Origin of the sequence: Tomitella gaofuii (genome assembly GCF_014126825.1) — a bacterium.
Lineage (GTDB): Bacteria > Actinomycetota > Actinomycetes > Mycobacteriales > Mycobacteriaceae > Tomitella > Tomitella gaofuii.
Genome location: NZ_CP059900.1, coordinates 3,155,941 through 3,169,982 on the forward strand (window position 1 = coordinate 3,155,941; position 14,042 = coordinate 3,169,982).

A 14,042-nucleotide genomic window follows, 5' to 3' on the forward strand; every position below is an offset into this window, starting at 1 on the left:
ATCCCCGCCGCACCGCCGCCCGCCATCGCGGTCTTCTGCTGAGCGAAAGGAAATGGCTCCCGGGGCGCCGACCAAGCGGATTCTGCACGATCCGCGCCGGAAACGTGCAGAATCCACTTGGTCGAGGTTGCCGGCCGCCGCTACCGCGCGAGCACCGCGGCGAGGGCGTCGGTGAGCGACCGCGCCGCCTCGGCACTGTCGTCCGGTGCCGCCGCGACGCGCCACGCCACATGCCCGTCGGGCCGGACCAGCAGCACCCCGTCCTCGTCGACCTCGCGCAGCCGTGCCCACGCGCCGTAGGCGTCCCGCATCCCGGACGCGCCGATGCGCAGTGTCCGCACCGGCAGGCCCAGCTTCTCCGATGCGGCCTCGGCCGCCGCCTCCCACGCACCGCCGGACAGCCCGGTCACCACCGTGAACGCGCCCTTGCCCACCAGGTCCAGCGTGGACACGCGGGTGCCGTCGTCGCCGACGAGCCAGGCATGCGGGATCTTCGCCCCCGGGCGGGTAGTGGGCCGCGCGTAAAGCTCCGCGTCGCGGGCGAAGACCTCGGGGCCGCTCTCCTCGTCGCGCAGCACCGCGCCCGAGGCGTACCGCTGGTTCATCTCGACGCCGTGCGCGTTGAACTCGTAGTTCTTCAGCGCGATCGCGTCCTCGAGCGCCGCACGCCGCCGCGCACCCTCGCGCGTCCCGGCCCGGCAGGCGGCCAGCCCCGCCTCGATGCCCTCCTCGTCTCCACCGCCGGCGATGCCGAGGGCCTCGAAGATCGGCCCGAACTGGTCGCGGCTCAGGTTCGCCCGGTCCACGATCTGCTTGCCCACCGGCGCCCTCTCGGCGGTGTAGCTGTCCAGCAGCCCGGGCCCCGCCTCGCCGCGGAGGACTGCCGCGAGCTTCCAGGCCAGGTTGAACGCGTCCTGGATCGACGTGTTCGATCCGAGCCCGTTCGACGGCGGATGCCGGTGCACCGCGTCCCCCGCGCAGAAGACCCGGCCCGCGGAGTACTCGGTGGCGTAGCTGTGGTTGACCTCCCACAGCGACTTCGAATCGATCCGCACGTCCAGGTCCGGGTCGCCCAGCAGGTCCAGCACGATGCGCCGCGCCTCCTCGACGGTCAGTTCCGGCCGCTCGCCCTCGATGTCGTAACCCCAGGTGAGCAGCCACTCGTTCCACGGCCGGACCATGCGGATCAGCCCCATGCCGATCCCGCCCTTGTCGGCGCCGGGGCGCATCGCCCAGTACAGGACGCTGGGCCGGTGCGCGGCGTACTGCGACAGGTCCGCGGTGAAGCAGATGTTCATGCTGCCGCCGACGCCGCTGCGGCCGGCGATGGGCAGGCCCGCCTGCTCGGCGACGATGCTGCGCGCACCGTCCGCGCCGATCAGGTATTTCGCGCGCACGGTGAACTCGTCGCCGCGCAGCCTGTCGCGCAGGGTGGCGGTGACTCCGTCGGCATCCTGAGTGAAGGACAGGAACTCGGTGTCGAACCGGCACTTGGCCCCGCGCTTGGCGGCGTTGGTGACGAGGATCGGCTCCATGTAGGTCTGCGGCAGGTCGATCATCGGGCAGGGGCTGGCGTCCGCGTACTCGGACAGGCTCGCCGGCCCCGACCCCCAGGTGCTGATCCGGCCGATCTCCTCGCCGGCGAGCGAGGTGCACAGCACCGTGTCGCCCATCAAGTCCTGCGGCGTGCCCTCGGCCAGGGCCTGGCCTTCCACGCTCAGGTCCCGCAACACTTCCAGGGTGCGCTGATTGGTGATGTGGGCGCGCGGCGTGTTGGCCACCCAGCCGTACTTGTTGACCATCATCGCGTCGATGCCGTAGGTGGCGAGCAGCAGCGCGGCCGAGGCGCCGGCGGGGCCGCTGCCGATGATGAGCACGTCGGTGTCGAATCCGGTGCCGCGTGCGGGATCGTTGGTGTTCATCGCGTGTCTCCAGGTGTCGGGCGGAAGAGCGGGGAGGTTCGGGACGGCCGGGGCCGCGGGTGTGCGCAGTTCACATCCCCTCCGGGGCCAGGACGATGTCGAACCGGCTGCGCGCCCACGTGCGCCCGGCAAGGTCGCGCCCGTCGGGGGCCGGGGCGCCGGGCGCCTGCGGCTCGAACTTCTTGACCAGCGAGTCTTTGATGCCGAAGACCGCGTCGCCGATGGGCAGCTGCGGGTCGTCGGCGTCGAAGATGTGGGTGACCAGGGTCCGCAGACCCGGGGCGGTGACCATGAAGTGCAGGTGCGCCGGCCGGACCGGCGAGCGGCCCGTCGCCGCCAGCAGCCGACCCACGGGGCCGTCATGCGGGATCGGGTACGGCGTGGGCGTGAGCCCCCAGAAGCGGAAGCCGCCGTCGGCGTCCGTCTCCATCCAGGCGCGGCCGGCCACCCGGCCGTCGGTGTACTGCGCGTCGTAGAAGCCGTCGTCGTCGGCCTCCCACACCTCCACCCGCGCGCCGCGCACCGGGTTGCCGTCGGTGTCGCGCACGGTGCCCTCCACCCAGCACGGCTGCCCGGAGGCGCCGCCGGACACGTCCCCGCCGAGCTCGATGCGCGGCGCGTCCTCGGCGAAGAACGGCCCGAACACCGTCGACTCGGTGGCGTCGCCGTAGGTGGGGTTGTTGACGGCGATCATCTGCATCGACGCGCCCAGCACGTCGGAGGCCAGGATGAACTCCTGACGCTTGTCGTCGGTGATGTCGCCGGCGTCGGTGAGGAACCGGATCGCCGCGTTCCACTCGTCCTCGGTGAGCCGCACCTCGCGGATGTAGGCGTGCAGGTGCCGCACCAGACCCGCCATGAGTTCGGCCAGGCGGGTGTCGGTGCACCCGTCGAACGAGGCGAGGACGCGGTCGGTCACGTCCTGCTCGGCAGCGGCCTGCGCGGAGGACGTGTGCGCGGCGAGGGTTCCGGTTGCGGCTTCATCTGTGGCGGTCATGGGAATGCTTCCTTCATCGGCGGTGGTGTCGTCAGGGGTGGTCGGGCGCGGGTTGATCAGTCGTGGGGCGCGGCGGCCGGTTCCGTTCGTCGTCCGCATGCGGCCGCTCACAGACCCCACGCCGCGCGGTCGCCGTTCTGCGCCGCGGTGAGCAGCCCGACGAGTTGTCGCTCGGCGGCGGGCCGCGGATTGGAGTCCGGGACGACGGCGGCCACCAGGCGCGCGGCCGCGGGGATGTCGGCGGCCGCCATGCCGTGGTCGGCGAGCGCGCTGGGCGCGTCCACCGCGTCGTACAGCGCGGCGAGCCCCGACATCGCCGAGTCGGAGCCGAACGCCTCCGCGAGCCGCCGTTGCGCCGCCGGCGCGGCGGGCCCGTTGAACGCGAGCACGTGCGGCAGGACGACGGCGTGGGTCTCGGCGTGCGGCAGGTCGTAGGCGCCGCCGAGCACGTGGCAGATCTTGTGGTGCAGCCCCGAGCCCGCCGACGCGAACGCGACCGCCGCCAGGTACGCGCCGTACAGCACCTGCTCGCGGCCCGCGTCGGCATCCGGATCCCGGTGCAGCAGCGGCAGTCCGGCCGACAGCGCGCGGGCGCCCTCGGCCGCGAGGGCGCCGTTGATCGGGTCCGCGCGCGGCGCCCACAGCGAGTCCACGCAGTGTGCGAGGGCGTTGAGCCCGCTGGCCACTGCCATGGCGGGCGGGAGCGACGCCGTCAGCTCCGCGTCGTAGACGATCGACGCCGGCAGCACCGCGTCGTCGACGCCCGTCGTCTTGCGCCCGTCCTCGGTCATCCCCCACACGTTCGTCGCCTCGGAGCCGGCGAACGTGGTGGGCACGGCGATGATCGGCAGGCCCGTCGTCAGCGCGACCGCCTTGGCGAGCCCCGTCGTCGACCCGCCGCCGACGGCCACCACCACGTCGGCCTCCGCCGCGGCGGCGGCCGCGCGGGCGCGCTCCGCCACGTCCACGGGCACGTGCATGGCCACATCGCCGTGCCATGACAGCCGTTCGACCCCCGCCGACTCCTCCAGCCCGCCGACCACCTGCTCGGCCATGGCGCGTTCGCGGTCGCCGGCGAGAATCAGGGGCCTGCGCGCACCGAGGCGGGCCAGCTCGCCGGCAAGGCCTTCGCGCGCAAGTCCGGCGCCGAACAGCACCCGCTGGCCCAGGGTCACATGCGTGAACTCCACCGTCACGCACCCCCGTCCGCGCGGGGCCGGCCGATGCCGAAGTGCATCAGGTCCTCTCCCACCACGAGATTGCCGGTGAAGTCCTGCTGCGCGCGCTCCCACACCGACCGCGGCGCATTGCCCGGCACCAGGTGGGTGAGCACCAGCGTGTCCACGCCCGCCTTCTCCGCCTGCACGCCCACCTGCTCCGCCGAGGTGTGCGCGGCGAGCATGTGCTGCAGCAGGTGCGCGTCGGGGCGCGGCGAGCCGGGACCCAGCAGCGAATCCGCCCAGTCCAGATCGATGCACTCGTGCAGCAGCAGGTCCGCCCCCTCGGCGAGGCGCACCAGGTTGGTGCACACGCCCGTGTCTCCGGAGACCACGATCGCGCCGTCGTCGGTGTCGAAGCGGAACGCGTAGGCGGGGAACACCGGGCGGTGATCCACCAGGATGGCGCTGACTCGCACGTTCTCGTCCTCGTAGACGGTGAACGGCTCCATGTCCGGGGAGGGGTCGCGGTTCGGGTCGTCGCCGACGCCGTCGGGCAGGACGATGTCGGACACCTCGAAGATCTCGCGCAGGTCCTGTTTGGCGTTGTCGCGCATGCGGTCGTTGATGTCGGTGGCGTAGGCGGCCAGCAGCTTGCCCGTCGACTCGACGATCCCCGGCGTCGGCGATTCCGGGCAGAACACCTCCGGCGGCGTATCGCGCTCGCCGAAGATCGGCGGCAGCATGCCGCGGTCGCCGGGGCCGATGATCCGGATCGGCTGCCGCAGCCCGTTGGAACCGTTGTGCCAGGCCAGCACCAGCAGGTTGGGGTAGTCCACCGTGTGGTCGGAGTGGTGGTGGGTGATGAACACGGCGCGCAGGTTGTCGATGCCGTGCTCGAAGCCGTCCGGCCCCAGCCCGGCACGCCGGTACTGCGGGCCCCAGCCCTCGCCGCAGTCGATCAGGTACACCGCGTCCCCCACCTTGATCGCGGTGGAGATGCCGGTGCGGTCCGAGCCGTCCCACCAGGGCGGCCCGCCGGCAGTGCCCAGCAGCGACACCCGGGTGCGGTAGGCGCGGGCCTGGTCGAGGGTCAGCGGTTCATGAGTGGTGCGCATCGGAAGTGCAGTCCTTGCCTTGCGGGGATACGGGTCTGAGGTGCGGCGGGCCGGCTCACCGGGCGGCGACCGCGTGCGAAGTCGCGTCCTGGATGAGCCGGAACACCTCGAGGCGCAGGCGCGCGTACTCGGGCAGCGCCTTGGTCTCGGCCTGGTCGCGCGGGGCCGGCAGGTCCACAACGATGTCGCGGGTCACCGTCGTCGGCGCCCCGGACAGGACGATCACCCGGTCGCCCAGGTACACGGCCTCGTCGATGTCGTGGGTGACGAAGACGATCGTCGTGTCGAAGTCGCGGCGCACCTTGAGTACGAGGTCCTCGAGCTCGATGCGCGTCTGAGCGTCCACGGCAGCGAAGGGTTCGTCCATCAGCAGCACGTCCGGCCGGTAGGCGAGGCCGCGGGCGATGGCGGCGCGCTGCTGCATGCCGCCGGACATCTGCCACGGGTACAGGTCGCCCTTGCCGCCGAGCCCCACCGATGCGAGGACCTGGTCGATCATCGGGCCACGCTCGGCGCGCGGGAACTTGTTGCGCATGGGCAGCTCGATGTTCGCCCGCACCGTCATCCACGGCAGCAGCGAGCGGCTGTAGTCCTGGAACACCACGGCGAGCTTCGCCGGCGGCTCGGTGACCTCGGTGCCCTCGAGCACCACCCGTCCCGCCGTGGGCGCCAGCAGCCCGGCGACGCAGCGCAGCAGCGTGGTCTTGCCGGAGCCGGACGGCCCGACGATGCACACGAACTCGCCGCGGCGGATCGACACGTCGATCGAAGCGAGGATCCGGGCGGCCGACGCGCCGGTGCCGTAGGTCTTCTGCAGATCGTCGAGCTCGAGCACGACGTCGGTCCGGCCGCCGGGGCCGGGATGCGCAGGGGTACTGACGTCCGGGGTACGGATGTCCGGGGTTGCCTGTGTCATGTGTCTACTCGCTTCCGGTCGCATTGCGGCGCCCCTCCTGCCAACGCAGGACCCGGCGCTCGAATCGGATGAACAGCAGGTTGGCGACGTACCCGAGCAGCCCGAGCACGATCGTGCCCGCCCAGGTGTCGGTGACTTCGAAGGTCTGCTGGGAGTTGAGGACGTAGAAGCCGATGCCGCTCGTCGAGGCCACCATCTCGGAGACGACGATGAGGATGATCGACATCTGCAGCGTCGTGCGCAGCCCGCCGAAGATCTGCGGCGCCGCGCCCGGCAGGATCACGTACCGGATGCGCTGCACGGGCGTCAGCCGGTAGGAGCGGGCCATGTCGGTGAGCTCGGATCCCACACCCCGCACGCCGTCGATGGTGGCGAGCAGGGTCGGCCACACCGCGCCGAGCACGATGATGGCCACGTTCATCGTGGCGCCGATTCCGAACAGCAGCAGCCCGATCGGCAGCAGCACCGGCGGCGGCAGCGACCGCAGGAACTGGATCACCGGCTCCGTGGCGGCGCGCAGCACCGGTGACAGTCCGATCACCAGGCCCACGGCCACGCCCAGGACCGCAGCGATGGCGAATCCGATGAGGAACTTCACGACGCTGGGCGCCGCGTCCTGCATCAGGTGCGGACCGAGCCAGTCGGCGCGCAGGTTCTCCACGATCGCCTGCAGCGACGGGAAGTACAGCGAGTCGGTGCCGGCGGTGGCGAACCACCAGACGGCGACGATCGTCACCGGCAGCCAGGCGCGCAGCGCGAACAGCTTCGCAGCGGACACCAGGCGCGCGGTTCCGGCGGTGCGGGACGCGCCGGCACGTGTCCCCTCGGCGAGCGCGGTCATCAGCGGGCCTCCCTGTGGTGGGACGGATGCCAGAACAGCAGGGGCCGTTCGGCACAGCGGAAAAGTGCATTCACGGCGAGGCCCAGCAGCCCTGTCGCGATGATCAGCGCGTACATCCGCGGCAGCGCGTTGGCCGACTGCGCCAGAGTGATCTGCTGTCCCAGGCCGGCGGCGCCACCGATCATCTCGACCACGACGGCGATGATGATGGCGATCGATGCGGACACCCGCAGGCCCGTCATGCCGAACGGGAGGATCGAGGGCACCACGATCCTGCTGGTGGTCTTCCACCAGCCGAGCCGATAGCTGCGGGCCATCTCCAGTGCCACGCCGTCGATCTCGCGGACCCCGTAGACCACCTGGGTGAGCAGCGGCCACACCGAGCCGAGCGCCACCAGGTAGAGCTTCATCTCCGGCGACGGCCCCCACAGCAACAGGCCCAGCGGGATGAGCGCGACGGGCGGGATGGGCTTGAGGAACTCGACGAGGAACCAGGTGGACTCGCCGATCCACCGGACGCGGCCGATGAGCAGCGCCGCCGGAACGGCGAGGACGACGATGACCGCCATCCCCAGCAGGGCCACCGACACCGTGTCCCACATGGCCGACCAGAACTCCGACGACGCGAGCTCGCCCGTCCCCGCCTCGATCACGCTCGCCGCCGACGGGATCGATGCCCCGGGCAGGACGCCGGTGGCGGACAGCAGCTGCCAGGCCGCGAGGATGCCGAGCACCGTGGCCGCGCCGATCCAGTTCCTCCCCGGCATCAGGCGGGTCGCGGTGCCCCGTGTCCGCGACCGTCGGGGCGCCGCCACGGCCGGCCGCAACGTTTCCGCCGCGGTGCTCACGAGACCACCGCCTGCGCCGCGTCGACCGGTTCCGGCATGAAGCCGAGCTCCACCATCACCGTCGACATGTCGTCCAGCGCATCGACGTCGAGCCGCGGCCCGTAGCCGGGCAGCGTCATCTCCTCCGCCACCGCGGGATCGACCTTGCCGTATTCGACCAGCACGCGACGTACCTCCTCGGGATCGTTCTGCGCGTCGACGCTCGCCCGGTCGATCGCGTCGGCGAACCTGCGGACCAGCTCCGGGTTGGTTTCGACGAACGGCTCGGCCGTGAACAGCAGCGAATACGTACCGCCCGGGGTGAACGCGTCGACGTACGGGTTGGCGATCGACCGGAGCCCCTGGCCGGCGCCGATGGTGACGAACGGCTCGACGACCGACGCCGCGTCGACACGGTGGGCGGCCAGGGCCGTCATCATGTCCGGGAAGGGCATGGCGACCCAGGTCACGGCGTTCGGGTCGCCGCCGTCGCGGCGCACCGACTCGGCCGCCGCCACGTGCACGATCGAGTTGAGGGCGTTGACGGCGACGGTTCTGCCTTGCAGGTCGGCCGGCCGAGCGATGTCCGACCCCTCGGCCACCAGCAGCCCCGACGCGTCGTCCTGCGCCGAGTGGCCCACGTTCGCCTGGTTGGCGACGGCCTCCAGCGGCAGCCCCTTCTGCGTCGCGGTGAGGAACGGGCTGGCGGCCGCGGTGCCGAACTGCAGCTGGCCGTTGAGCACCGACGGGGCGATCGCCGCGGCGTTCTGCATCACCTGCAGTTCGACGTCGATCCCGGCGTCGGCGAAATAGCCCTTGTCCACGGCGATGTAGACCGGCGCGAAGTCCGCCACCGGGATCACCCCGATGCGGACCGGCTGTCCGTCGTCGATCTTGATGGCGCTGCCGCGGCCGACGCTGCACGCGGCGAGCAATGCCGCCACCGCGCACAACGCGATGACGAGGGTGGATCTGCGCACGACCGGCTCCTTCGGAGTCTGCGGAACGACTGTTGCCGTCGGTTCCACACCAGTGTGTCGCTGGTCACTCGTATATATCCAATACTATTCTCGTGGCATCGTCATATGCTTCATGTATGGAACTTCGCCAACTGCGCTACTTCCTTGCGATCGTCGACGCCGGGTCGTTCACGCAGGCCGCCGAGGAACTGCACATGTCGCAGCCGCCACTGAGCCTCGCCGTCAAGAATCTGGAGCGCGACCTCGGCGTCACGCTGCTCGTACGCACCCCCAAGGGGGTGCGTACCACCGAGGCCGGGCGCCACCTGGAGCAGACCGGGCGGCGGCTGCTGCACGGCTTCGACGACCTGACGCAGAGCCTCCGCGACCTCGGCGAGGGGCGCGCCGGGCGGCTTCGGGTCGCCGCCGTCCCCTCGTTCTCCTGGGCCCACCTGGCACCCCTGGTCACCGAGTACGCGGAGCGCGCACCGGACGTGGAGATCGCCCTCGCGGACCCCGCGCCCGCGCAGGTGCTCCGCGCCGTCCGCGAAGGCACCGCGGACGTCGGCATCGTCGCGTGCGCCGATCCGGCGACGCTGGCCCGGAACCTCCGCGGCGAGCTGAACGCTGTGCCCGCACGGGAGCTGCCGCTGGTGGTCGCCCTGCCGCCGCGCCTCGCCGCAATGAGCGCTCCGAATCAGCCCATCGACCTGCGTGCGCTCGAGGACGAGCGGTGGATGATCCCCGGCGAGGTCGCCGGCTTTCCGGGGCTTCCGGAGCTCATCGAAACGATCTGGCTGCGCCTGGGGATCCGGCCCGCCAAGCTGCGCGAGGTGTCGACGTTGCAGACGGCGGTTCCCCTCATCGCGGCCGGCGCCGGCGTGGCCCTGGTCCCGGATACCATCGGCCGGATCGCGCAGGACTCGGTGGCGCTGCGGCCGATCGCCCAAGCCGTGCCGCCGCTGGTGGCCACCGTGCTGTGGAGCGCCGAGGGGGTGCTGACACCGGCCGCCCGGCGCTTCGTCGAGCTGGCGACGCGGGGGGCGGGCGCCTGACGCTGATGGCGTGCGGCCGAGCAGCGGCGCCGGTACTCCGCGCGGTGTCGGACGCGTCGACTAGGTTGGGGTACGTGTCTAGATCAGAGCCGTTGGATTCGTGCCATCGGGGTGGCGGGTGATCGCGCCGTCCCACCAGGGCCATGTCAGTACGCGCGACGCGAATGCACCCTATCGACTGTCGTTCACCACCGGCGGCTTGCTGAGGTCGCCCGCTACGGCGATCGCTGCGATGCTGATCGCGTCTGCAGATGCCTCGACAGTCCGCACCGACGCGGTCGAATGGAACATCGTTCAGCAACGTTCCGCCGCATCGACCGTGCGTGTGACTCGTGAAGTTATGCAGCGTCTCGCCGAATTACCGCAGCCTGGACTGGAGCTTGTCGCCGACGGCTCGGTGGACGGCGACGCAGCTCGGCCTCGACGGAGACCTTCAGTTGCAGGTGCCGCGGGCACTGCACCGCCTGCGGATGCAGGGTGCCGGCTACCAGTACGTGCACGGGGGTGCCACCCTGCAGGAGATCGTGGTGCCGTTGGTGACGCTCACGCAGTCCCGCAGCAAGGACATCAGCAAGGTCACAGTCGACGTCAACGTCAGCAGCCCCAGAATTACCGCCAGCACCGTGTTCGTCGCCCTCCTGCAATGCGAGGCGTCCACCGGTAAGCGCCGCGGCCGGACTCTCATCGTCGGTGTCTACGCCGAAGACGGCGCGGCACTGTCCGGGGAACGCACCGTCGTCGTCGACAGCGCCGCGGACGACCTGCGCGACCGGAACTCTACAGTCGAACTCGTCCTCGGTGAGGCCGCCGAACGGTACAACGGACAGACCGTACATATCCGTGCCGACGAGGAGACCAACGGCACCCGCACCGAGTACCGTCACACCACCGCAAGCCTCAATCGAGGGTTCGGCGGATTCTTCGATCCACTCTGATTGCGGTTTCAGTACGCGTTTCGTAGGGTTATAGCCTACGTATGACGTACTGAAGGAGTGACGTGGAGCAGTTGCGCGGGACGCCGTTGCCAGCCGAGCTGACTCGCACCGCCCTGCGCACTCTCCGCCCTCGGGACGCCGGTGGCATCTACGCCCACCCCCGCCCTGAATTGGCTCGGCTCACCGACCGGGGCGTCCTGCACAGGGTGGCGCGCGGCTACTACATCGTCGTACCCCAGGAGCAGGTCGGGCGCTCCTGGCTGCCCGGGCTCGAAGCCGCCGCCGCGGGCATAGCGTCGACGATCTATGGCGCAGACCGCGCGCTGGTGATGGGCGTGAGCGCCGCCCGACTGCACGGAGTGATCCCGAGGGCACTCGCGACCGCCGTCGTCGCCGTCCCCAGGCAACATAAGCCGATTCCGCTGCTTGACCGGTCGGCCACCGTCCTGTTTGTTCAGCGCGATACCGCGGCGCTCGATGCCGAACGCATCGACACTCCCCTCGGCGGCACCCTCGTCACTACGCCCGAACAGACTGTGCTCGACCTGGCCAGGCGCCCCCGGCTCGGGAACGCGGATGCCGAGGTCCCGACCGCCGTCGCAGCACTTCACCACCGCTGCGACCACGACCGTCTCGAAGACCTGGCAACGAAGCAGCGGATGGTTGCGAGCCTGCGGCGGGCCGAGATCTGGGCGGGAGTAAGTCCGTGATCCCCGACGAACACGATGAGGTAGCCACCCGATTCGGTGTCGCACCGGAGCAGGTGGAACGCGACCACCTCATCTCACATCTCCTGGCCGTCCTATCCGACCGATTCGCGGACCGACTGCATTTCATCGGCGGGACCGCGCTTGCCCGCACCCACCTGCCGAACGGGCGTCTCAGCGAGGACATCGACCTCGTCGCAGGTGGCGACCGCACCGCACTTGCCGCCGAACTCGATGCGGCCCTGCCCCGTGCAGTGGCGCGCACGTTCGGCCGGCTGGCTTGGGAACCGGCACTCGGCGCCGTCCGAGACTCCGATTCCGCCCACCTCCGCACCGCCGGCGGACTGTCCGTGAAGATCCAGTTGCTCTCCGCCAAGGGCCGGACTCTGTGGCCTGTCGAGAGGCGGCATCTCGAACAGCGATACAGCGACGCTCCGCCCGCTCGATTGGCCGTTCCCACGCGTACTGCGTTCGCTGCGTCGAAAACTGCAACCTGGCACGACCGCAGCGCTGCCCGAGACCTGTGGGATCTGTGGGCGCTCGCGGAGATCGGCGCAATCGACGACGAAGCTGCAGCGATGTTCGCGCGACACGGTCCGACTAACCATCCTCCCAGCCGGCACATGTTCCTCGCCGCACCGCGTGAGGAGGAATGGACCGCGCAATTGGCGGGCCAAACCCGTCTGAGGATCAGCGCATCCGAGGCCCTGATCACCGTCCGCGATGCCTGGGAATGTGTGGCTGAACGTGACGCGACGCAAGAAGCTGGAGAACCGTGACCAACAACTTAGCCGACACCGCCGATGCCCCCCACTCACTGCTCTCGATGCCAAAGCGAACACCGAGTTCCCCGGGCTGGTGGTCCGCAAAGACCTGATCGGTCGCGTCCGCGGCAATGCCGTCGTCCCCGGCTACGTGCTCGAGTTCCTCCTCGCCCAGTATTGCGCCACCGATGACGAAGCCACGATCGACGCCGGCATCGAGAGCGTCCGGGATATCCTCGCCCAGCACTACGTGCACCGCGGCGAGGCCGAGCTGATGAAGTCCACGATCCGCGACCGCGGGCGGCACCGCGTGATCGACAAGGTCACCGTCGTACTCGGCGACAAGTAGGACATCCACACCGCCTCGTTCTCCCACCAGGGGCTCAAGTCGGCGCCTATTGACGACCGCACCGTCAAGCAGCATCCCAAGCTGCTCACCGGCGGCGTCTGGTGCATGGTCGACGTCGAATACTCCGGCGGCGACTCCCTCGATGACCGCTGGATCATCGCTGGTCTCAAGCCGATCCAGCTCGGCCAGTTCGATGCCGGCGTATACCTCGCCGCGCGCGCGAGATTCAGCACCGACGAGTGGATCGACCTGCTCGTGCAGAGCATCGGATTCGACCCGGAACGCCTGTCGCCGCGCGGCAAACTCCTCCAGCCGGTGCAGCTGATCCCCTTCGTCGAACGCAGCTACAATCTCGTCGAGCTCGACCCCAAAGGCACCGGCAAGTCGCACGTGTACTCGGAGTTCTCCCCGCACGGCATGCTCATCTCCGGCGGAGAGTTCACCGTCCCGAAGCTCTTCGTCAACACCTCCAACGGACGCATCGGGCTCGTCGGCTTCTGGGATGTCGTCGCCTTCGACGGGTTCGCCGGGCAGAAACGAGTGGACAAGGCCCTCGTCGACATCCTGAAGAACTACCTGGCCAACAAGACGTTCTCCCGCGGCGTCGAGACCATTCCCGCCGAGGCGTCGATGGTGTTCATCGGGAACACTTCCCGGCCCGTGCCGACGATGCTCGCGCACTCCGACTCGTTCGAGGTGCTCCCCGAGGCCTACTACGACGCCGCCTACCTCGACCGGCTGCACTTCTACCTTCCAGGCTGGGAAGTCGAGATCATCCGGCGCGAACTGTTCACTGACGGCTACGGATTCGTCGTCGACTACCTCGCCGAAGCGCTCCGGCACCTACGACGCCGGAATCGTTCGAGACGCTGCGGACCGGCGCGCTCGACATTCCCGACAACGCAATGGGGTACTCGTACGCCGACCTGCTGATACCGCACCTGCGCGGCGCACAGCGGATAGAGATCGTCGACCCCTACATCAGGGCCCCGCATCAGCTGCGCAATCTCAACGAGCTGCTGGTAGCGATCATTGCCGCGAAACCGGCTGAAGATGCAGTCGCCGTGCATCTGACTACATCCGTGGAGCCGGAACGCGAGGATAGACACAAGGCACAGATCGTCGGGCTGTCGGAGATCAAGGACGCTGTCGCCGAGGGCGGCGTGGAGTTCACCTGCGATTTCGCGGACGGACTGCACGATCGGCAGATCACCGCCGACACCGGATGGCGGATACAGCTCGGTCGCGGCCTCGATATCTTCCAGCCCTTCACCAGCGCCAATCGGTACGACATCCGCGTTCGGCGACAGGACTGGCGGCGCACCAAGTCCTGCACGATCACCTCACTGAAGGAGTAACCGGAACGGCGACGCGGCTCCACCTGGTCGGTCCGTCCACTGCACGCACGTGGTTTGTGAAAGTTGTCGGTCCCGCTCGATACCGTGCGTTCCGACGCTGCAGGCCGCCGACGGCCGCGCCTACCGCATCGGAACGG

The 14,042-nt window shown here is 69.9% G+C and carries 13 protein-coding genes and 2 pseudogenes; 7 read left to right on the forward strand and 8 right to left on the reverse strand.

Going from position 1 to position 14,042, the window contains the following annotated elements; genetic code table 11:
* Positions 1-140: 140 nt before the first annotated feature.
* The 8 genes from H4F70_RS14595 to H4F70_RS14630 all read right to left on the reverse strand — a co-directional run bounded on the left by H4F70_RS14595 (position 141) and on the right by H4F70_RS14630 (position 8,758).
* The gene (locus H4F70_RS14595) at positions 141-1,922 is read right to left on the reverse strand and encodes an FAD-dependent oxidoreductase (RefSeq protein ID WP_182357682.1); all 1,782 of its coding nucleotides are present in this window, start codon (positions 1,920-1,922) and stop codon (positions 141-143) included.
* A 70-nt stretch (positions 1,923-1,992) separates the two neighbouring features.
* Positions 1,993-2,919 (reverse strand): dioxygenase family protein, encoded by a 927-nt coding sequence (locus H4F70_RS14600; RefSeq protein WP_182357683.1) that lies wholly within the window; start codon positions 2,917-2,919, stop codon positions 1,993-1,995.
* A 107-nt stretch (positions 2,920-3,026) separates the two neighbouring features.
* Positions 3,027-4,115: a maleylacetate reductase gene (locus H4F70_RS14605; protein WP_182357684.1), complete on the reverse strand. Its 1,089-nt coding sequence runs from the start codon at positions 4,113-4,115 to the stop codon at positions 3,027-3,029.
* Positions 4,112-5,194, reverse strand: coding sequence for an MBL fold metallo-hydrolase (locus H4F70_RS14610; RefSeq protein WP_182357685.1), 1,083 nt, complete (start codon positions 5,192-5,194; stop codon positions 4,112-4,114). Before H4F70_RS14610 ends, H4F70_RS14605 begins: the two co-directional genes overlap by 4 nt.
* Before the next feature lie 55 nt (positions 5,195-5,249).
* Positions 5,250-6,110 (reverse strand): ABC transporter ATP-binding protein, encoded by an 861-nt coding sequence (locus H4F70_RS14615; RefSeq protein WP_182357686.1) that lies wholly within the window; start codon positions 6,108-6,110, stop codon positions 5,250-5,252.
* Between the two features lie 4 nt (positions 6,111-6,114).
* Positions 6,115-6,951, reverse strand: coding sequence for an ABC transporter permease (locus tag H4F70_RS14620; protein ID WP_182357687.1), 837 nt, complete (start codon positions 6,949-6,951; stop codon positions 6,115-6,117).
* Positions 6,951-7,718 (reverse strand): ABC transporter permease, encoded by a 768-nt coding sequence (locus H4F70_RS14625; RefSeq protein ID WP_182357688.1) that lies wholly within the window; start codon positions 7,716-7,718, stop codon positions 6,951-6,953. Before H4F70_RS14625 ends, H4F70_RS14620 begins: the two co-directional genes overlap by 1 nt.
* Before the next feature lie 77 nt (positions 7,719-7,795).
* On the reverse strand, positions 7,796-8,758 hold the full coding sequence (locus tag H4F70_RS14630) for an ABC transporter substrate-binding protein (RefSeq protein ID WP_182357689.1): 963 nt from the start codon (positions 8,756-8,758) through the stop codon (positions 7,796-7,798).
* Between the two features lie 116 nt (positions 8,759-8,874).
* Here H4F70_RS14630 and H4F70_RS14635 point away from each other — a divergent pair, with 116 nt between their 5' ends.
* From H4F70_RS14635 to H4F70_RS20685, 7 genes and pseudogenes are all read left to right on the forward strand, one after another.
* The gene (locus tag H4F70_RS14635; protein ID WP_182357690.1) at positions 8,875-9,792 is read left to right on the forward strand and encodes a LysR family transcriptional regulator; all 918 of its coding nucleotides are present in this window, start codon (positions 8,875-8,877) and stop codon (positions 9,790-9,792) included.
* A 118-nt stretch (positions 9,793-9,910) separates the two neighbouring features.
* A pseudogene (locus tag H4F70_RS21270) lies at positions 9,911-10,132 on the forward strand (hypothetical protein); the annotation flags it as partial.
* Positions 10,125-10,727 carry a PglZ domain-containing protein gene (locus tag H4F70_RS21275; RefSeq protein WP_235681129.1) on the forward strand — a complete coding sequence of 201 codons (603 nt, stop codon included), beginning with the start codon at positions 10,125-10,127 and terminating at the stop codon, positions 10,725-10,727. The pseudogene H4F70_RS21270 and the gene H4F70_RS21275, both read left to right, overlap by 8 nt.
* A gap of 62 nt (positions 10,728-10,789) precedes the next feature.
* A complete protein-coding gene (locus H4F70_RS14650; RefSeq protein ID WP_182357693.1) occupies positions 10,790-11,437 on the forward strand; it encodes a type IV toxin-antitoxin system AbiEi family antitoxin domain-containing protein in 648 nt (215 codons plus the stop codon).
* Entirely contained in the window at positions 11,434-12,213 is a 780-nt protein-coding gene (locus H4F70_RS14655) for a nucleotidyl transferase AbiEii/AbiGii toxin family protein (RefSeq protein ID WP_182357694.1), read from the forward strand. The genes H4F70_RS14650 and H4F70_RS14655 overlap by 4 nt, the downstream gene beginning before the upstream one ends.
* A pseudogene (brxL, locus tag H4F70_RS14660) lies at positions 12,158-13,480 on the forward strand (BREX system Lon protease-like protein BrxL). Before H4F70_RS14655 ends, brxL begins: the two are co-directional and overlap by 56 nt.
* A complete protein-coding gene (locus H4F70_RS20685; protein ID WP_235681130.1) occupies positions 13,453-13,905 on the forward strand; it encodes an MIT C-terminal domain-containing protein in 453 nt (150 codons plus the stop codon). The pseudogene brxL and the gene H4F70_RS20685 overlap by 28 nt, the downstream one beginning before the upstream one ends.
* The last annotated feature ends 137 nt before the right edge of the window (positions 13,906-14,042 follow it).